General features: G+C 39.4%; 21 protein-coding genes. 13 read left to right on the top strand and 8 right to left on the bottom strand.

The features are described from left to right. Positions 1 to 120 precede the first annotated feature (120 nt). The 4 genes from P8O16_RS06370 to P8O16_RS06355 all read right to left on the bottom strand — a co-directional run bounded on the left by P8O16_RS06370 (position 121) and on the right by P8O16_RS06355 (position 3237). The gene (locus P8O16_RS06370) at positions 121 to 561 is read right to left on the bottom strand and encodes a RimK/LysX family protein (RefSeq protein ID WP_300312154.1); all 441 of its coding nucleotides are present in this window, start codon (positions 559 to 561) and stop codon (positions 121 to 123) included. A gap of 1 nt (position 562) precedes the next feature. Then, positions 563 to 1711 (bottom strand): hypothetical protein, encoded by a 1149-nt coding sequence (locus tag P8O16_RS06365; protein WP_300312151.1) that lies wholly within the window; start codon positions 1709 to 1711, stop codon positions 563 to 565. Between the two features lie 11 nt (positions 1712 to 1722). Further along, positions 1723 to 2919, bottom strand: a complete 1197-nt coding sequence (locus tag P8O16_RS06360; protein ID WP_300312148.1) for a GlmU family protein — start codon at positions 2917 to 2919, stop codon at positions 1723 to 1725. A 69-nt stretch (positions 2920 to 2988) separates the two neighbouring features. Next, on the bottom strand, positions 2989 to 3237 hold the full coding sequence (locus tag P8O16_RS06355) for a type B 50S ribosomal protein L31 (RefSeq protein ID WP_075350586.1): 249 nt from the start codon (positions 3235 to 3237) through the stop codon (positions 2989 to 2991). A gap of 246 nt (positions 3238 to 3483) precedes the next feature. Here P8O16_RS06355 and P8O16_RS06350 point away from each other — a divergent pair, with 246 nt between their 5' ends. The 5 genes from P8O16_RS06350 to P8O16_RS06330 all read left to right on the top strand — a co-directional run bounded on the left by P8O16_RS06350 (position 3484) and on the right by P8O16_RS06330 (position 9348). Beyond that, a complete protein-coding gene (locus tag P8O16_RS06350) occupies positions 3484 to 5121 on the top strand; it encodes a hypothetical protein (protein WP_300312144.1) in 1638 nt (545 codons plus the stop codon). 57 nt (positions 5122 to 5178) lie between these two features. Next, the gene (locus P8O16_RS06345) at positions 5179 to 7011 is read left to right on the top strand and encodes an ABC transporter ATP-binding protein (protein WP_300312142.1); all 1833 of its coding nucleotides are present in this window, start codon (positions 5179 to 5181) and stop codon (positions 7009 to 7011) included. Positions 7012 to 7039: 28 nt separating this feature from the next. Beyond that, positions 7040 to 7402, top strand: coding sequence for a hypothetical protein (locus P8O16_RS06340; RefSeq protein ID WP_300312139.1), 363 nt, complete (start codon positions 7040 to 7042; stop codon positions 7400 to 7402). A 62-nt stretch (positions 7403 to 7464) separates the two neighbouring features. Next, positions 7465 to 9003, top strand: a complete 1539-nt coding sequence (locus tag P8O16_RS06335; protein ID WP_300312137.1) for a YifB family Mg chelatase-like AAA ATPase — start codon at positions 7465 to 7467, stop codon at positions 9001 to 9003. 189 nt (positions 9004 to 9192) lie between these two features. Further along, complete coding sequence (locus P8O16_RS06330; protein WP_300312134.1) at positions 9193 to 9348, top strand: hypothetical protein; 156 nt, start codon at positions 9193 to 9195, stop codon at positions 9346 to 9348. Between the two features lie 9 nt (positions 9349 to 9357). Here the strand turns inward: P8O16_RS06330 and P8O16_RS06325 are convergent, their stop codons facing one another. Together P8O16_RS06325 and P8O16_RS06320 are read right to left on the bottom strand one after the other, a co-directional pair. Continuing rightward, positions 9358 to 10194, bottom strand: a complete 837-nt coding sequence (locus tag P8O16_RS06325) for an MBL fold metallo-hydrolase (RefSeq protein WP_300312131.1) — start codon at positions 10192 to 10194, stop codon at positions 9358 to 9360. Continuing rightward, complete coding sequence (locus P8O16_RS06320) at positions 10191 to 10586, bottom strand: PAS domain-containing protein (protein ID WP_300312128.1); 396 nt, start codon at positions 10584 to 10586, stop codon at positions 10191 to 10193. The genes P8O16_RS06325 and P8O16_RS06320 overlap by 4 nt, the downstream gene beginning before the upstream one ends. A gap of 172 nt (positions 10587 to 10758) precedes the next feature. Here P8O16_RS06320 and P8O16_RS06315 point away from each other — a divergent pair, with 172 nt between their 5' ends. Continuing rightward, positions 10759 to 11160, top strand: a complete 402-nt coding sequence (locus tag P8O16_RS06315; protein WP_300312125.1) for a hypothetical protein — start codon at positions 10759 to 10761, stop codon at positions 11158 to 11160. A 109-nt stretch (positions 11161 to 11269) separates the two neighbouring features. Continuing rightward, the gene (locus P8O16_RS06310) at positions 11270 to 11692 is read left to right on the top strand and encodes a rhodanese-like domain-containing protein (RefSeq protein WP_300312123.1); all 423 of its coding nucleotides are present in this window, start codon (positions 11270 to 11272) and stop codon (positions 11690 to 11692) included. Positions 11693 to 11713: 21 nt separating this feature from the next. On the opposite strand, the gene P8O16_RS06305 is transcribed toward P8O16_RS06310, so the two are convergent. Beyond that, a complete protein-coding gene (locus P8O16_RS06305) occupies positions 11714 to 12811 on the bottom strand; it encodes an aminotransferase class I/II-fold pyridoxal phosphate-dependent enzyme (protein ID WP_300312120.1) in 1098 nt (365 codons plus the stop codon). 56 nt (positions 12812 to 12867) lie between these two features. On the opposite strand from P8O16_RS06305, the gene P8O16_RS06300 reads away from it, so the two are divergent. The 4 genes from P8O16_RS06300 (at position 12868) to P8O16_RS06285 (ending at position 16566) form a co-directional block, all read left to right on the top strand. Continuing rightward, a complete protein-coding gene (locus P8O16_RS06300; protein WP_300312118.1) occupies positions 12868 to 14481 on the top strand; it encodes a CotH kinase family protein in 1614 nt (537 codons plus the stop codon). Between the two features lie 88 nt (positions 14482 to 14569). Continuing rightward, complete coding sequence (locus P8O16_RS06295; protein ID WP_300312115.1) at positions 14570 to 15100, top strand: RNA polymerase sigma factor; 531 nt, start codon at positions 14570 to 14572, stop codon at positions 15098 to 15100. Continuing rightward, on the top strand, positions 15097 to 15783 hold the full coding sequence (locus P8O16_RS06290) for a hypothetical protein (protein WP_300312112.1): 687 nt from the start codon (positions 15097 to 15099) through the stop codon (positions 15781 to 15783). Before P8O16_RS06295 ends, P8O16_RS06290 begins: the two co-directional genes overlap by 4 nt. 24 nt (positions 15784 to 15807) lie before the next feature. Beyond that, on the top strand, positions 15808 to 16566 hold the full coding sequence (locus tag P8O16_RS06285) for a hypothetical protein (protein WP_300312109.1): 759 nt from the start codon (positions 15808 to 15810) through the stop codon (positions 16564 to 16566). An 83-nt stretch (positions 16567 to 16649) separates the two neighbouring features. Here the strand turns inward: P8O16_RS06285 and P8O16_RS06280 are convergent, their stop codons facing one another. Then, positions 16650 to 17132: a DUF4293 domain-containing protein gene (locus P8O16_RS06280; protein ID WP_300312106.1), complete on the bottom strand. Its 483-nt coding sequence runs from the start codon at positions 17130 to 17132 to the stop codon at positions 16650 to 16652. 100 nt (positions 17133 to 17232) lie between these two features. Here P8O16_RS06280 and truA point away from each other — a divergent pair, with 100 nt between their 5' ends. Then, positions 17233 to 17991 (top strand): tRNA pseudouridine(38-40) synthase TruA, encoded by a 759-nt coding sequence (truA, locus tag P8O16_RS06275; RefSeq protein ID WP_300312103.1) that lies wholly within the window; start codon positions 17233 to 17235, stop codon positions 17989 to 17991. 6 nt (positions 17992 to 17997) lie between these two features. Further along, a complete protein-coding gene (locus P8O16_RS06270) occupies positions 17998 to 19770 on the top strand; it encodes an ABC transporter ATP-binding protein (RefSeq protein ID WP_300312100.1) in 1773 nt (590 codons plus the stop codon). Positions 19771 to 19774 lie beyond the last annotated feature (4 nt).

Below are 19774 nucleotides of genomic sequence, written 5' to 3'. Positions count from 1 at the left end.
TCCCGATAGCTATCGGGAGGAATCTCGCAGCACTTAATCATCCTGGTGTTTGACTTTTTTGTCATGCTCGATTTCATGAGTTTATTTTACTTAGGGTAAAAGTAGGATATTGAAATACAATTAGGCCTTTTTTCGGTAAGATCTGGCAAGATTGGTATGATCTACATCCACCAAGAATCTCTTTTTTAAGGTTTTCCTTCCAAGAAGAATCGCATTTCTCATACTGGATCTATCTGAGAGTGTAAATTCAGCAGCGAATGTCTCATCTGCGATTTTTATTGTCGTAACGATCATATACCTCACTTCAGCATGCCCAAAGGAGTTTTTGACCTTCTTTTCGGTGAACTCATCAAAAGTCACAATTTTCCCTGTAAAAGCATGATGACCTTCCATTAGAGCTTGAAATTTCAACACCCTTTTTCCTTCGATTTCTTCAACATGGATGTTTTCTGCATGTATACTACTAGTATATGCCCCGGTATCAACTTTGGCCCATACAAGTTTTAAATCCAGATCCGGCAAAGAAATTTTTTCCTTTCTTCCAATTATCTTTTTTTCCATGTTAGCTAATTTTTGCCATTAATCTCGAAATCTTCATCGATAAGTCCGTGAAGATGAATTTCGCATTTCCATTTCGTTCCAAATGATAATGCGCCTGATTGAAAGCCTCGTACAAGGTATCAATGTGCTCCCCTTTGAAGACACTTGCATTAATTTTAGTCACAAAATCCAGATCTTCCCCGCGGGTTCTAACCAATTGATTCAGATTAGCATCAACCAAAAGCATCTCTCGAAGTACATTCATTCCTGCAAGTAACTGCGACTTTTGCCCTTCTATGCTTTCCTTATGAAAAGAATCTGCCTTAGAAAACAAAGACTTAAAGTCAGATTTGAAGCAATCCACGAACCATTCCCGGATTTGCTTTACTTGATGATCCTCCACTTGGTCAACAAGCCGAATGGCCTCTCTCATACTTCCGTCAGCAATCATTGAAACCTGATTGGCGGTAGCTTCATCTGCCTTGCCAGTTTCGATTAAATGGTTTTGAATCTCCTCATCTGTGAACCCTCTAACCAAAACCTTCTGGGTTCTAGAGAGGATGGTAGTCAACAATTGTTCAGGATGGGAAGTAATCAGAATAAAAATAGTTTTTGGCTGAGGCTCTTCTAAGATTTTGAGTAGGGCATTTGCAGCATTTGGATGGAGGTATTCCGGCGCCCAAATCATCATGATTTTGTATCCGCCTTCAAAAGCCTTCAAGGAAAGCGTTTGAATTATTTTTTTGGCAGCACCTTTAGAAATATTCAGCTGTTTTTTCTCGAATCCATTGAAAAGAATGAAATCATGAATATTCCCATAAGGATTAGAAAGCACAAACTTTCTCCAATTGGTTAACAAATCTGATTTTTCATCCTCATCTTCCTCTTCTTTTTCTTCCTCCTTTTTACTTTTTGTAATTGAGGGCATTGCAAAATTCAAATCAGGAAGCACCAGTCTGCTCATTCGCTGACAAGGGGAACATTGACCACAGGAGTCATTTTTTCCAGGGTTTTCGCAAAACAAATAAGTGGACAAGGCTAGAGCCATCGTCAAATTTGCCGATCCCTCCGGGCCATAAAAAAGCAACGCATGAGCCAAATGGTTATTTTTGACGGCGTTGATCAAGTTTTCTTTAATATCGGGAAGTCCCGGTATAGATGCGAATTGCATGTGAGTTCAGTTCAAGAGGATTTCTCCCAAATCCTATAGTTTTTGGACAATTCAAATATGGTTTGAAGAATTTCTAATTCCTCTGCAGTCAACTCTAAACCTCTTCGGCCCATAACCGCTTTTGCTGTTTCTTCGAATTTGGGAAATTGAAATGTGGAGAAGCCACTTGCTCCACCCCATGCAAATGAAGCAATAAAATTACGAGGAAAGCCATCTCCGAAAATATTTGCTCCCACACCGATTACTGTGCCGGTATTAAACATGGTGTTTATTCCACACTTGGAGTGATCTCCCATCATCAAGCCACAAAACTGCAAACCGGTATTCGCAAACCCACCTTTAGTGTAGTCCCAAAGTTTGACAGGCGCATAGTTATTTTTCAGATTGCTTGTATTTGTATCCGCCCCAAGATTACACCATTCTCCGATCACAGAATTTCCCAAAAAGCCTTCATGACCTTTATTACTGTAGCCAAAAATTACCGAATTGGAAACTTCACCACCAACTTTACAGTGAGGGCCTACCGTTGTATCTCCACGAAGCTTCGCCCCCATATTTATAGTACTATGGTCGCAAAGTGCGAATGGCCCTCGAATGATGGATCCTTCTTGGATTTCAGTGTTTTTCCCGATATAGATTGGACCGTTTTCAGCATTGAGAATCGCTGCACGGATAGTTGCTCCTTTTTCGATAAAGATATTTTCCGGTGAATAGACTTTCGTATGTGGGTCTGTGATTGGCTCACTATTCCTCCCATTGGTAATCAAGGCAAAGTCTTTTCGAATCTCATCTCCGTTAAACTGAAAGATATTCCAAGTTTTGAGAAGTAAGGAACCTGCCTTTTCTATCAGAATAGGTTTTTTTTCCTTTGCCAAATCAAGATTCTTCTCGGTTTCGCCGATGTAGGATGCAAGCAAGATTTTACCAAAAAACAACGCTTGATCTTCTTTTAGATTTTCAATTAATCCCAGAGAGTCAGCATCAGGAAGCCATGCAGCATTGATTGCCAGAGCTTTGCCTTTTGCTCGCGGAAATTTTTTCTGCAGGTAATCCTGAGTCAAGTATGAAATAGATTTACCAGTGATCATTTCCCATTTTTCAGAGATTTTCAAAATCCCTACCCGGAAATCTGCAACAGGCCTGGTAAAAGCAAAAGGTAGCAATGAGCCGCGAATCGCAGCGTCATCAAACAATAAAATTGAGTCCATGAAGCAAAAATAAAAAAGTCTCCCGGAATCCATGCTCCGGGAGACTTTTTCAAGTAAGGTTGGGAAGAATTACTTCTTAGCTGCGTATCTTCTGTTGAATTTCTCAACTCGACCTGCAGTATCCAACATCATTTTCTTACCTGTGTAGAAAGGATGAGACTCAGAACTAACTTCAATTTTATAAACTGGATAGTCTTTACCATCTTCCCAAGTGATTGTCTCGGAAGTCTCGATAGTTGACTTAGTCATGAATTTGAATTCGCTTGAAGTGTCATAGAACACGACGTCTCTGTAATTTGGATGAATATCAGCTTTCATTGTATTGCTAGTTATATAGTACCTTTTTCAAATGAGGCACAAAGTTATCCTTTTTCATATTTTTCACCAAATCTTTATCAAGTATTTCTCAGCCAATTGTTCAAAAGCATCTTTATAGTAGATTTGGAGCGCAAATATACATCCTCAGTTTTTAGATTTCAGCTCTTTTTCTAGCTTTATCCGATGCAAACTCCCAGAAATTCAACCTTAAGTATTTATTGGCTCCTGCTTTTATCCTTACTTTTTATGCCAGAGTTTCTCTTTGCACAGGGAAGCTATGTCCCTTATGATCGGGATTATTATCATCGATTCGAACGATACGAGATCCTTCAAGGATCTAACAATTCAATTTTTCAAACAGGATTCAAACCCTTAAGAAGGGATTTATTAGGAAAATATCTTGATTCGCTATCCAATGACCCAGTAATTAAAAGCAGATCAGACCAGTTTAACCTCTCTTATTTGAGTCAGGATAATTGGGAATTTGTAGACAGGGAAACTTCACTTTCGAAAAAGCCATTTTTAAATGCCCTTTATAAAAGACCCGGTGATCTAGCCTATTACCACAGTGACGAATTTGATATACACGTAAGCCCGGTCCTATTCCTGAGCGGTGGAATGGAAACTGATAATGATCAAAATCCAAACCGTCTGACAAGAGGAGTGGTAGTTCGAGGATCCATAGATAAAAAAGTGGGATTTTATACCTATTTCACTTCTTCTGAGGCATTCTTCCCATCCTGGGTCAAAAATTACGCAGCTAACAATGGGGCTGTTCCCGGTGAAGGCTTTTGGAAAGAATATAACACAAAGGGCTACAGTTATTTTTCTGCGCTTGGTCATGTCAATTTCAACTTAACAAAAAATATCCAGGCCCAAATCGGGCATGACCGTAATTTTGTTGGTGAGGGCTATCGATCATTCCTGCTTTCAGACTTTTCAAATCCATACATGTTTGTGAAATTGAATACGAAAGTCTGGAAATTTCAACTCACCAATGTGTGGACTCAAATGACAGCAGATGCAATCTATGATCGGGGAAGGCCTACTGATGGAAGGTATCCCCAAAAATGGTTTTCATTCCATAGGCTAGGTTTTGATGTAGGCAAAAAGCTAAACTTAGGATTCTTTGAGTCAGTAATGACTGATCAGGCAAACTTCAATTATTTCAACCCAATTATATTTTTCAGATGGGTGGAGCAAAGTCTTGGGACTCCAGACAAAGTGATGCTAGGCTCAGATTTCAAATGGAATTTATATCCCGGGATGCAGTTATATGGTCAATTTGCATTGGATGAATTTGTATTCAATGAGTTTTTCGGAATTGACGGGAAAGGCTCCAAAAGAAATAAATATGGAGTACAAGCAGGCTATAAATATATCAACGCATTCAAAATTTCAAATCTTGATTTACAATTAGAGTTTAACACAGCGAGACCCTATACCTTCCAAGAGAAGCAGGATTATCAATCCTATAGCAATTGGAGAACTCCGCTTACCCATCCTAGAGGAGCAAACTTTAGGGAGTTTTTGGGAATTCTTCGCTATCAACCGATCCCAAAATTAAATCTCACGTTAATCGCCATGCATCAATTATATGGCGCTGATCCCGATCCAGAAACCAACTTTGGGGGGGATGTCCTGAAAAACAGACTCGTGGGTAGCCCAACTGGTTTATTCGGGAATTTTATTGGACAGGGAATTGAAAATACAGTCATTCAAACCAATTTAAATGCGAGTTATATGGTTCGGCACAACTTCTTCATCGATGCTACTCATACTTTCCGAAGGAGAACAGCCCAAGATTTGGACAGTCCCGAATCAAGTCAATTAGTACAACTTGGATTTCGATGGAACTTCCTACGTCCCGATTACAATTACTAATAACTTCCCGAGCGGACAATTTTCCGTAAATTCGGGTTTATTTTCAGCCCCCTTTTTATGAATACCTATTTACGAATCCTTTCCTATGCCAAACCCTATGGGAGGTTCGTTCCTGTTTACATTATCTACGCGCTACTTTCCATCATTTTCGGCTTATTGAATTTCACTTTACTCAAGCCTCTGTTCGATGTGATTTTTGAGCAGGTTGATCCATCGACCCTTTCCAAATATGCTTCAAAGCCAGAATTTAGCTTGTCGATTGACTATTTTTCACATTTATTTAATTACAATTTCCTCGAAGTTGCTGAGGAATATGGTAAAAAAGGAACCCTTTTTTACGTCTGTATTATTATTGTTCTCTCCGTTTTCCTTGCTAATCTTTTTACCTATTTGTCTGGAGTAGTTTTAGCAAAAGTCAGAGCAGTAGTCATCAAAAAGATGCGAATGGACATCTTCGGCCAAGTAAGCAAACTCCACATTGGGTATTTCTCCAATGAACGGAAAGGAGATTTGATGTCAAAAATGACCAATGATGTGCAAGAGGTAGAGAATACCATTGTACAATCGCTTCGGGTAGTTTTTCGAGAGCCGGCAACCATTATCCTTTATTTTGGAGTGCTCTTTTTCATGTCAGTGAAGCTGACGCTTTTTACAATATTAATTATCCCGATTTCAGGTGCAATCATCGGAGGAATAACTCGAAGACTAAAGAAGAAGGCTGTTCAAAGCCAACAATCTCTTGGCAGAATTGTGAATATTCTGGATGAAACTCTTGGGGGAATGAGGGTAATTAAGGCATTCAATGCCGAGCGATTTATGAAGAATAAATTCGACCAGGAGACAGATTACTATGCGGATATAAATGTGAATATGGCTCTGAAAAACGAATTGGCCTCTCCTATATCTCAGTTTCTTGGGGTATCCGTAGTTGCAGGGATTTTGGTTTATGGCGGGGGGTTGGTACTCAGTGGAGATTCTGAACTTAGTGCTTCAAATTTCATCACGTATATAATTATTTTCACTCAGGTATTGAATCCAGCTAAAGAAATCTCAAGAGCAGTGAGCAATATCCAACGTGGAATAGCCTCTGCTGACCGGATTTTCCAAGTGATCGATACTACTTCTTTAATCAGTTCTCCACCAAAACCAAAAGCATTAGATGGTTTTCATAAATCAATTGAATTCAAAAATGTAAGCTTCGCTTATGAAGAAGCCAAAGTTTTAAATAAAATCAATTTTTCATTAGAACGTGGTAAAACCATAGCTCTGGTAGGCCCTTCTGGGGGAGGGAAATCTACATTGGCAGACCTTGTGCCAAGATTTTATGACCCAACAGCAGGAGAGATTCTTCTAGATGGGGTTGACCTTAGGGATTTTGATCTCTCTGATTTACGAACCTTGATGGGAATAGTAACTCAAGAATCAATTTTGTTTAATGACACAGTTTTCAACAATATTGCTTTTGGGATAGATGGAGTAACCGAAACTGAGGTAATGGACGCTGCTAAAATTGCAAATGCCCATGATTTTATTGAAAACCTGGAAAATGGCTACCATACTTCAATAGGCGAACGGGGATCCAAACTTTCCGGAGGCCAAAAACAACGCATCAGCATAGCCCGTGCTGTCCTTAAAAATCCGCCAATCCTGATTCTTGATGAAGCTACTTCAGCTCTTGATTCGGAATCGGAACTTCTAGTACAAGAAGCTCTCACCAAGTTGATGCAAAACAGAACCACATTAGTGATTGCTCATCGGTTGAGCACCATACAGCATGCAGATGAAATTCTTGTTATTGAGCGCGGGGAGATTGTCCAGAGAGGTACCCATTTAGAATTAAGCCAAAAAGAAGGCTTATATCAGAAGCTTTCCAGTATTCAGTCCGTTTAGTATATTCGTAAAACCAAAATCGTAAACCATGAAAAAATTTCTTCAAATACTTCAAATAGCCTTGTTGGTTTATTTTGGCGCTTTTCTGATTTTCTTTATTGCCTTTGACACCCTAGGTGGACTTTTTGGAATGGATGAAATCACTTCAGACTCCATGGTCAAAATCACGCTTACAGGCTTGGTTATTTTTCTCATTACTTGGGGCATTAGCTACTCTGTAAATAGCAGCCTTTCTTCAAAAATTAAGGCAATGGAGAATGACATGAATGCATTGAAAGCTAAAATTTATGACTTTGAACATCCAAAATCTACAGCAAAACCTCTAGATCCTTCGAAGAAGCCTTCTGAGAATGATTCTAGTAATATCCCTCCTAGACAAAATATTACCTAATACATATCATTTCAACTAAAGCAAACTGCTATATTGAGGAGACCTAATCGTCTCCTTTTTTTATGGTAGCAAAAACTTTTGGAAGTGCAGTCTCTGGTGTAGATGCAAACATCATTACAATTGAAGTTAACGTTGGTCAAGGAACCAGTTTTTTCATGGTGGGACTCCCTGACTCGGCAGTTAAAGAATCTCAACAGCGAGTGGAATCCGCTCTAAAATATTTTGGATTTCGGATGCCTCGTCAAAAGGTAGTAATCAATTTGGCTCCTGCGGATGTCCGAAAGGAAGGTTCTGCATATGATTTACCTATTGCAATGGGAATTCTTCAGGCCTCCGAGCAAGTTGAATTTCCTTCATTAGGGGAATACATCATCATGGGGGAGCTTTCTTTAGATGGTAATCTCAGACCTGTCAAAGGTGTACTCCCGATTGCCATAGAAGCCAGGAAAAGAGGCTTTAAAGGATTTATCCTACCCCTTGAAAATGCCAAAGAAGCCTCAATCGTAAACAACCTTGATATTATAGGAGTGGAAACTATGCAACAAGCCGCTGATTTTTTGATGGGGGATTTACAAATCGAGCCCTTAGTCACTGATACTAGAGAAATATTTTATCATTCTCTGGATGACAATGAATTTGATTTTGCAGATGTGCAAGGGCAAGAAAATATCAAGCGGGCAATGGAAATCGCTGCAGCGGGTGGTCATAATGTCATCATGATTGGACCTCCAGGTGCTGGCAAAACCATGTTGGCAAAGCGGCTTCCTTCGATTCTTCCTCCTCTCACCCTTGTGGAAGCTTTGGAAACTACCAAAATTCACTCAGTAGCAGGTAAACTCGGAAAAAATGGAAGTCTATTGGCCCAACGTCCCTTCCGAAGTCCTCATCATACTATTTCGGATGTGGCCTTAGTTGGAGGAGGAGGCAATCCTCAACCTGGAGAGATCTCATTAGCTCATAATGGAGTTTTGTTTTTGGATGAATTACCAGAATTCAAGCGAAGCGTCTTGGAAGTAATGCGGCAACCACTTGAAGAGCGGAGAGTCACTATTTCACGTGCAAAAGTTTCGGTAGATTACCCTGCCAATTTCATGCTGATTGCGAGCATGAACCCCTGTCCCTGTGGCTATTACAATCATCCCGACAAGGAATGTGTCTGTGGTCCCGGGATCGTACAGCGCTATTTGAACAAAGTTTCCGGTCCTCTCTTGGATAGAATTGACCTTCATGTGGAAGTGACACCCGTGAAATTTGATGAGATGACCTCCACCCGAAAAACCGAGTCCAGCAAATCAATCCGTGAGCGGGTGATCCAAGGAAGAGAGCGGCAAAAGGAACGGTTTAAAGATAATCCGGAAGTTTTTTGCAATGCCATGATGCCCTCCCATCAAGTAAAAGAAGTCTGTCAAATCAATGAAGCTGGTAAAACACTTTTAAAGACTGCTATGGAAAGATTAGGACTTTCGGCGAGAGCATATGATCGAATTCTAAAAGTAGCTAGGACAATTGCGGATATATCAGGTTCGGAAAACATCAAAGTAGAGCATCTTGCGGAGGCAATTCAGTATCGAAGTCTAGATCGAGAAGGCTGGGCGGGGTAGTAAACAGATTTGAGATATATGGTTTGAGATTTTAAAAAATTCCTAACCTTTCAAATTAGCCAAAATAGCTCCAAGCAATCCCTTAAAGGTGAATTTACCTGCTATTTCTATTATTAATTATTGAGGAGATTTCGATTAATATTTAAAAACTAAGAACCTGTCTTGTAGTTCAATTATAAATTTACAGCCATGAAAAAGATCACTAAGCGCGATATACTCTTCTTCTTTATAGGAATAGCTACGTTTTTTATTTTTGAAACAGTTTACAATTGGGAAGAAAGTAAGGAAGCGATGAGAAAAGGCTTTGAAAACGGCTATAAAGCTGGTCAAAATACAGCCAAGTAATAAAGTTCACTAGCTCAAGTCAAAAACCTCACCTTCTTTACAGAGAAACACTTCATAGTCTGGCTTTCTGACCGTAATACATTCTTCAAAAATCTCACTGAGTCGCTCATCGGAATTTAATGGGTCGTGGTGAAAAATTGCGAGCTTTTTTACCTTAGTTAAAGCTCCAAAAGCGACTGCATCCTGCAAAGAACTATGGCCCCAACCTATTTTAGTTTGGTATTCTGCTGCGGTATACTCTCCATCATGAAATAACAAATCTGCATTTTCTGCAATTTCAAATCCACTGGTCCAATCAGCATCATGTGGGAAGTTTGCTGAGCCTAGCGCAGGCTCATGATCTGGCATATATGCAAATACGGAATCCCCGTCCGTGAGCCGGAAACCCAATGTAGGCCCAGGATGACAGATATAAGCCGATTTAATCTTTATATCTCCTATTTCAAATTCGGAGTTATTAATTTCGTGGACGATAGGATGCTTTGGCAATTCATTTAACCTGACAGGAAATAATGGAGGGGAAAAATATCGACGTAATCGATGTAATAAAGGCTCCAACGCTGTGCTTGGCCCCCAAAAATGAACTTGGATATTTGGATTGTAAAGTGGTTGAAAAAAACCCAATCCCATCGTATGGTCAATATGAAGATGTGTCAATAAAACATGAAGTTCCTTGATCTTAGGAGAAAGAGATTTCCCAAGTCGCTGGATACCTGAACCACCATCAAGAATGATTAGCGTATCATCTTTTGAGACTTCTACACAAGAAGTATTTCCCCCATAAATTATATTTTCGGGTCCAGGTGAGGGTAATGACCCCCTACAACCCCATACTTTGATTTTCATGAGAAATTGGAGTTCCAAAACAAAGCCATTGCTCCAAGAAAACGCTTTGGTCTCCCTTCGATTGGGATTGCAGATACATTGATCAAATGCTTTTCGCCTTTTAGATTATCAATGTAAAACGATCCCTGCGCAGGTTTGTGATGAGTTAGAGTTTGTACCAAGGGAAGACTCTCAGGAGGTAAAGGGTTACCTTCAGCGTCAGTTGGCTTGAAGATTGTTGACCATTCTTCAACGGGCATACTTCCCGTTTCCCCAAACCGAATTCCCAGAATTTCCTCAGCTGGCTCATTATAAAACAAAAGGTTGCCTTCTGTATCCACTAAAAAAACCGGCATTGACAACCCATCAATGAATTGTCTACCAAGAATTAGCTCAATAGGCTGAATTGCCATGGGTTTATTATTATGTACAACTTAAAAAGAAGTAGAAGGTAATAAATATTTTAGAAAAACAAATAATTTTAGAAAGGATAATTTAATTATAAGTTTATTATCAATTCCAAAAGCTATAGCGATTCACCTAAAATGATGTAACCTCATTAAAGATTTCACGTCCTGAAAAACTATGAAAATTAATCATTTACTCTTCTTTTTATTGATTTTTTGGAGCTGTAAATCTGAAGAAACACCAGTGCTAACTAACATAGAAGGGACCTATACTGGGCAATTTTATTTCACTGTACCAAATACAGATTTTGTTAGCTCTGACATCACATTGACTTTCGATAACGGAAGGTTTTCAGGTACCTCCAACAAGTCTAAATATCCAGCAATCTGTAGAGGAACTTATGAAATCGTAGGCAATGAAATCAAATTCACAGATGAATGTATCTGGACTGCAGAATTTAACTGGGGGCTTATCCTTTCAGGAAATTTTAAATATACTGTGAAGGACGCTAAGCTGTCAAACCTTACAAAAAAGGAGGGCGAAAACAGTTATGTTTATAATCTCTCAAAATCCAAATAATCTTTATCAAGATTGAAACCATGGGTTTTTCTAAAATCCCACCCCGGTGAGAAAAATCACTTTATGAAAGATTAAGAAAAGTTACTTTTGGTGAAATTTCTATTTTACCATGAAAGCGACCTTACTCATTACAGTATTTTCAATTCTCTTATTTTCTTGTCAACCAGAAAAAACCACTTCCGAAAGCACCGCAGTTGGAGTCACTCAAAAACAAGGAGTGCAAAGCGTAGATGCTGTCAGCTTTAAAAACCTATCAGAAAAGGAAAACACAATCATTCTTGATGTAAGAACTCCTCAAGAGGTAGCTGAAGGAAAAATCCCAAATGCTACAGTGATCAATATCTACGATCCGGAATTTGAGACTAAAGTAAAACAGTTAGACAAAGAGAAATCTATATTAATCTACTGTTCTGCAGGCGTTCGCAGTGCAAAAGCAGCTGAATTTTTGACCGAACAGGGTTATCCTTCGGTTTACCAATTGGAAGGTGGTCTTGGAGATTGGTATCAAAATGGTTTTCCGCTTGAAAAATAATTCAAGGAAAAAAAACGAGGATCAGAATGCTTGATCCAAGTCTTCCAATAAATCATCCAAATGTTCAAGACCAACTGAAACTCGAATTAGATTTTGAGGGGTTAACGTGTCCGGACCTTCGGACGCAGCCCTTCTTTCGATCAAGCTTTCGACTCCCCCTAGGCTAGTAGCATTTGTGAAGTAATGAAGTTTAGAAATCAAATTGTTTGCAGCTTCAGCACCACCTTTCACTTGAAAAGATAAAATCCCACCAAAACCAGTCATTTGAGTTGCTGCAATATCATGTCCGGAATGACTTTTAAGTCCTGGGTAATACACTTTCTCTACTCTAGCGTGCTGACTTAGATAGTCGGCGATTATACCAGCATGCTCTGCATGACCTTTCATCCGATAAGGCAAGGTCTTTATACTTCTGCAGAGATAATAACAATCAAAAGGGGAAGGAACCGCCCCCCCTACTCGTTGTACAACTCTTACTTTTTCCCAAAATCCGTCAACAGTTTTAGTGATTAAAGCACCTCCCAGAATATCACTATGGCCTCCAAAGTATTTGGTACTCGAATGCATTACGATATCTGCACCCAAATCAATCGGATTTTGAAATACCGGAGTAGCAAACGTATTGTCACAGGCGAGCATGGCATCGTTTTCTTTTGCAAGTTTTGCTACAGCTCGGATATCGGTAATTTTCAAAAGTGGATTTGAAGGTGACTCCACCCAAACTAGTCTGGTATTCGGTTGGAAAGCGTTTTTTACATTTTTCAAATCTGTCATATCTACAAATGTGGCTTCCAAAACTCCCTTGAATAGTTGAAGAATTGCATTTTTCAGCCCATGATACATATCGTCTGGAGCAATAATATGAGACCCAGGTTCCAAGGCTTGGAAAACAGCAACTCCAGCCGCATTCCCGGAAGAAAAAGCTGCAGCATCCTCTCCTTTTTCAAGTTTTGCCAACAGTTTTTCCAAAGCATTCCGGTTAGGATTATTCGCTCTTGAATAAATCATCGAATCAGGCTGATGAATAAAAGTGGTGCTCAAGGTGATGGGTTGAATTGCAGGTTTTTCTGAATCCGTGATGATATTTCCTCCGTGAATTGCTAAAGTTTCAAGCCTCATGATATGTATTTTTTGAATTCTGATTGGAAGGAAAAATACTATTAATATTTTGCAGAATGAAACGAATTTCTTTTGCCAAAATCCAATTTGGTGTTTTACTCTGGTTGAGTGGTAGCTTTTCCGCTTTTGCTCAGCTTACTAGCTCCAATCTTCCAATTGTAGTTATCAATACAGAAGTACAAATTCCTGACGAACCAAAAGTCCTCGGTAAAATGGGAATAATTTGGAATGGGGATGGAAATGAGAATAAGATCACAGATGCTTACAATCATTATGATGGACTGGTTGGGATCGAAATCAGAGGGCAGTCTTCCCAATCTTTTGACAAGAAGAGTTATGGCATTGAGCTCTGGGATGAAGATCAAGATGGAATTGACTTTGCATTACTCGGATTTCCGGAGGAAGAAGACTTTGTATTCCATGGCCCTTTCAGTGACAAATCATTAATGAGAAATGCCTTGGCTTATTATTTGGCTTCTAAAAACATGGAATACGCTCCAAGAATCAAATTTTTTGAACTTGTATTGAATGATGAGTACATGGGTGTCTACCTGCTCACAGAACGGATCAAACGTGATAAATACCGAGTGGATATCAAAAAACTAGACCCTGAGGATATCTCTGGAGATAAATTGACTGGTGGGTACATTCTGAAATTTGACAAAGGGCTTCAAGAAGAAATAGCTTGGGAGTCCCCAATTCTTCCTTTTCCAGGTGCGGGAAAAACAAGAATCATGTTTGACACGCCAGACTATGACGAGATGGTGCCTGAGCAATTCAACTACATCAAAGGTTATATTGATGAATTTGAGACCGTTTTAAATGGTTCAGAATTCAAGGATCCTGGTTTTGGATATGCAAAATACATTGACGTAGAAAGTTTTATTGATTTTTCACTAGTCAATGAGCTTTCCAGAAATGTCGATGGCTATCGTTTGAGCAGTTTTTTTTATAAGGATAGGGAAAGTGAAGGAGGTAAAATAAAAGCGGGTCCGGTTTGGGATTTCAATCTGGCTTTTGGCAATGTGAATTATTGTAATGGCTCAAATATCGATGGTTGGGCTTGGGACTTCAATTCGGTATGCCCTGATGATTATTGGGTAATTCACTTTTGGTGGACAAAGTTATTGGAAGATCCAGCTTACATCTCCAAGATGAGAGACAGATGGATCGAATTGCGAAAAGACGCTTTTTCAGATGAGAAAATAATGTTTGCAATTGATAGTATGCAATCAGAAATCGGTGAAGCTGGGGTACGAAACTTTGAAAAATGGGATGTGCTGGGTGAATATGTTTGGCCAAATAATTTTGTTGGGGAAACGTATCAAGAAGAAATGACCTATTTAAAAACCTGGGTTCAGGATCGCCTAAATTGGATGGATTACCAATTTGATGTCGTGTTGGCTTTAGAACCAGAGCAAGAAACGGGTATCAGAATCTATCCTAACCCCAGCTCAGGGACATTTTTCGTTCAATCTGAAGAAGCTTGGAAGGGTGGAGAAAGAATGATAATTTATTCTCCACTGGGGCAAGAGATCGAGGAAGTCACTTTTGCCGAAGGCCAGAAAAAAACCAGATTCGACATCCTCGCCGGAAATGGTATCTACATTTATCAAATTATTGAACCGAACGGAAGGGTAATCCTGAGAGGGAAATTAATCGTCAATTGAGTAGAAACCGGAAGACAATTCCGGTTTTTTTTTGAGGTTTTCCAACCTTTTTATGTTTAACCGACTCTTCCTTATATAACCCCAACCAATGAGTCTTATTCAAATAAATCAGGAATTAATCGAAAAGGTCATCGAAAACGACCGAAAAGCACAATTCCAATTATTTGAATTGACAAAGCGTTTGGTTTATTCCTTGGCGTTTCGAATTCTAAATGAGGAGGACGAAGCCAATGATGTTCTTCAAGACACCTACGTTGAAGTCTTTCAGAATCTCAAAAAACTAGCTCATCATGAAGCTTTAATTGGTTGGATGAAAACAATCACAATCCGAAAGGCTATCAAAAAAAGTAAGAAAAAGATTCGCTTTGAACCATTGGAACATGCAAATCAAGAAGTCGAAGAAGAGTTGAACGCTTGGTTTGACACTGAGCTTCTGGATCAGGCGATTCGGAATCTTCCAGCGGGTGCTCGTGCAGTATTCATGCTCGTAAGTGTGGAAGGATATTCACATCATGAATGTGCAAAACTGCTCGGAATCAGCGAAAGTACCTCAAAGTCTCAGTTGAATTACGCAAAAGGATTATTGAAAAAGCGACTTAAAACTCTCCTACAGGCATGAAAGATCTACTGAACGACCATACGCCAAGATCAGACAGCTGGGACAAAATCCTAGGGAAGATGAGTTTTGAAAATCAACTCGAAGGTCACATTCAAAACCTTCCCCAGTTTGAGCCAAATGCCGAAAGCTGGGAAAAGATCAACGCTAAACTTCAAGACAAAAAGCGAATCTTACTTTGGCCATACCTAGGTATAGCGGCAGGAATTATTGGCATCCTATTGATTTCGAAATTTGCTTGGAACGATGTGGACGACGTTCTGCTACCATTCTCAGATCAGAATTCTCTAACAGAAATAACAGCGATCGATCTGCCGGTTCAAATAAAGTTTCAAGAAGAATCAAAAACTGAAACACCCAAGGCTATCTCCCCTATTTCCAAACCTACAAAGATCACAGATCCACCAAAAGAAGAGCTACCTGAGATTTCAATTGAAGTTCCGGATTTTGAATTTATAGCTAGTGACAGGCCACCCATTCTTCCTGCTGAAAAAGATTCTATAACGATAGTTGAAAACCAAAATCAGGCAAAAACCCTCCACGAAGTGACGATTTCATGGGGGCTGAAACCAACTAATTTTCAGGTAAAAACAGTCTTTGGGAAATCTGATCCTCTCAAATTAAAAGAAAAGCAAATCGGAAGATCTAGTCGCTCGGGCCGGATCCGATTTGGACAAAATAATTAAACCACATTTCTAAAACTCAAGAAAATGAAAAGATTTACGCTTCTCACTGGCATCGCCATGCTTATTTCTTTAGGCAGTTTTGCACAGGAAATTAAAAATAAATTGCACAGCAACGAAATAGAAAAACTGGATTTAGAGTTTCCAGTTACCGACACATTATCTTTTGACTTTCCAAACGAAGGCAAATTACTCCTGCTTTTTAATAATAAGGAATATCAATTAGAAGAACTCAAGTCTCGATTTACAAAAATATTGAAGGAAACGACAGACTTTCCAGAATTCAAATCATTGACTTATCGGCTGAGTGAAGAATATACAATCACAAAAGAGGATGCAGTGATTCTTGATATCGAGAGGAACTATTTACCACATATAGATCAACTGGAACTTGGACTCGTCCTGGGGATGGATTATACGGGAGGAGATTTCACTCCGCAGTTTGGAGCGAAAATGATGTTTAACTTTAAAAAATTTGACATTGGAGCTTCCTTTACAAACACCATATATTTCCCTGAGCGAATCGAGAAAAACATTAAAGTCAATAGTAATTGGTTCGCAAATTTGGAGTTCAGATGGGATCGAAGTGATCCAAAGTCAAACTCTACAAACACTTTTGGGATAGGGGTTTTGGTTAATCCTGATAAAAGCCTGTTGTTTCAAGGTACCACAATGCAAGCATTCTATAGGAGAAAAATCAGTAAAGATGTTGCGATCCAATTAGGAATCATTGGGACAGAAAATTTCAAAACTTTCTATCCTACCATCGGAATTCGGTTTTGGTAAACAAAAATAGCCGGCATGTAACCGGCTATTTTTCTTTTCAGAATTGAATTCCTCTTTCTAAAATCTCATCTTTCGCATTTAGCTCATCTAATCCGATCCACAGACCGAACTAGCGCCTCATCCTTCCGAATAAATCGATTGGCAAGCATATTAGCAACCATAGCAACCAAAATGGTCCAAAAACCGATTTGATAGGTGCCTGCCTCTTGTGCATTGATGGCTGTGTTTATACCATTGGTAGTCAAGAAAACAGCGACTACCAAACCCACCATCACCAGGCTATTCATCATATTGATCAACATTTGACGACCTCTGTTGGCATATTGAAAAATCGAGATCAAGGCCAAAAGACCAGCGAAAGCGGCCAGCGTTCCGATATACCATTTGGATGAAGACTGAATCAATTCTCCCGAGGCATCAAAATTATTCAAAGCAAATGCAGTAAGATTCCAAGAATCTCCTGTTCCGGAATTAGTTTGCAATTGCTCCCAAAGAGGCATTCCTATAGTCACACCCATGGCAATGACTACTAAAAACAAGAATATGGTTTGTACGCGTTGAATCATTGTTGTTTATTTTTTTGCAAAGAAAAGCGGTTCTGAAATGCTTTCCAAGGAAAGGAAGTTTCTTCGCGGAATTGAAGGGGAATAGTATCTTTGCAAACTTATGAGTGGAGTCAAGCGTTTTTTTCTGGAATTGAGCTACAAAGGCACCCCTTTTCATGGTTGGCAAATCCAAGAAAATGCCTTTTCTGTACAAGAATCTATCGAATCAGCACTGAGCACCTATTTCAGGACACCCCTCACCGTAGTTGGAAGTGGTCGGACAGATACTGGCGTTCATGCCAGTATGCAGGTATGTCACTTTGATACAGATTTACCGTTTGAAAAGGAAAAGTTCCTCAAAGCAATAAATGGTATTCTCCCAAAGGAAATAGCCATACATTCCATTCGCCAAGTGACCTATACCGCGCATGCGAGATTTGGCGCTAAAAAACGATCTTATGTTTATAGGATAATCTTTCGTAAAAACCCATTCTTGGATGAATTAGCCTGGAGGTGTTATTACAATCCTGATATTACCCAGATGAATCTAGCTGCGGAAGTGTTATTGAAACATGAGGATTTCGAGTGTTTTAGCAAAGTGAATACAGCAGTGAAACATTTCCGATGTCAAATAATGTCTGCCTATTGGGAACAAAAAGACGGAGAATTGTTATTTCATATAACCGCCAATCGATTTCTCAGGGGAATGGTCAGAGCTATTGTGGGAACACTGTTGGAAGTCGGGTACCATCATAGAAAAGCTGATGAAATGGATCAAATTATCCTGTCAAGAGACCGGAAAAAAGCGGGAAAATCAGCACCTGCTAAAGGTTTGTTTTTGAGTCGTATCGAGTATCCTGAAGAAATCTATTTAGATTAAAATATTTTGAGCTTAGAAAAAGAAAAAGAATCCTCCGGAGAAATTGTAGACACCAAAGTCCTCAAGAAGCTATACAATTTTGTAAAGCCCTATAAGCCACAATTCTACTTTTTAGTGTTTTTGACAATTGCACTGGCATTGTTAGCACCGACTCGCCCATACTTTATTCAGGTTGCTATTGACGACTATGTTACGGTAGGTGATGGAGCAGGTTTGCTTAAGATCATCTATCTCCTTGTTGGTTTGATGATTCTTCAGGCCTTGGTTCAATGGGCACATACCTATTATTCAGGTTGGATCGGCCAAGTGATAATTCGGGACATCAGGGTTCAGCTCTATCAGCATTTGCTCAAGCTCCGGTTGAAATTTTTTGATAACACCCCAATTGGTCGATTGGTAACTCGAAATATTTCAGACATTGAAACTTTGGCTGATGTATTTAGCGAAGGTTTGGCGGCTATCATTGGAGATTTACTTCAGTTGGTCACGATTCTTGCCGTGATGTTTTACATTGATTGGAAATTGACCTTGGTAAGTTTATGTACACTTCCTTTGATGGTCATTTCTACCTATGTTTTCAAGGAAAAAATCAAAGTCACCTTTAATGATGTTCGGAACGCAGTTTCCAACCTCAATTCATTCTTGCAAGAGCATATTACAGGGATGAATATTGTGCAGATCTTCAATCGTGAAAAAAGAGAATTCGCAAAGTTTGAGGAGATCAACAAAGAACATGCACGAGCACATATCCGATCAGTACTCTATTATTCGATTTATTTCCCTGTCGCAGAGATCATCCAAGCGATTGGGATTGGACTAGTGGTATGGTATGGAGCAGTAGGCGTTTTGGGTATGGATTTGCAAATCGGTGTTTTGATTTCCTTCATCATGTATCTGCAATTGTTTTTCCGACCGATTCGAATGATTGCAGACCGATTCAATACGCTTCAAATGGGCGTGGTTAGTTCTTCAAGAATCTTCAAACTGCTCGAAAGCAAAGAACATATCGACAATGAAGGGAGCTTTGCCCCTGAAAAATTGAAAGGACATATTGAATTGAAGAATGTTTGGTTTGCATATGTCGACGAAGATTATGTGCTTAAAGACATCAATTTTGAGGTTAAACCAGGCCAAACAGTTGCCTTGGTCGGAGCTACAGGTGCAGGAAAATCTTCAATTATAAATTTGATTTCACGGTTTTATGAAATCAGCAAAGGATCGATTAGTATCGATGGTCATAACATCAGAGATTTTGAGCTGGGTATTTTGCGAAAGCATATTGGTGTCGTCATGCAGGATGTTTTCTTATTTTCAAATACGATCTATTATAATATCACGCTTGGCAATCCAGAAATCACCAGAGAACAAGTGATGTATGCCGCTGAATTAGTAGGTGCGAAACGATTTATCGAGCGATTACCTGGAGGATTAGATTATAATGTAATGGAGCGAGGAGCCACACTATCGGTAGGTCAGCGCCAATTGATCTCTTTTGTTCGGGCAATGGTCTATAATCCGGAAATCATCATTTTGGATGAAGCCACCTCCTCCGTGGATACAGAAACGGAAGAACTGATCCAAGAAGCGATTGATAAAATGATGAAGGATCGAACCTCCATCGTGATTGCCCATAGACTTTCCACGATTCAAAAAGCAGATAAGATTATTGTACTCAACAAAGGCGAAATAGTCGAAACGGGTACTCATGACTATTTGCTTGACCTCGGTGGCTACTATACCCAATTGCATCAGATGCAACTTAAAACGATGGCGATCTAGCCTG

The sequence above is a fragment of the Algoriphagus sp. genome (genome assembly GCF_029254265.1).
Taxonomy (GTDB): domain Bacteria; phylum Bacteroidota; class Bacteroidia; order Cytophagales; family Cyclobacteriaceae; genus Algoriphagus.
The sequence above is the reverse complement of the archived record's forward strand: the minus strand, read 5'-3'. Positions and strand labels throughout refer to the sequence as shown.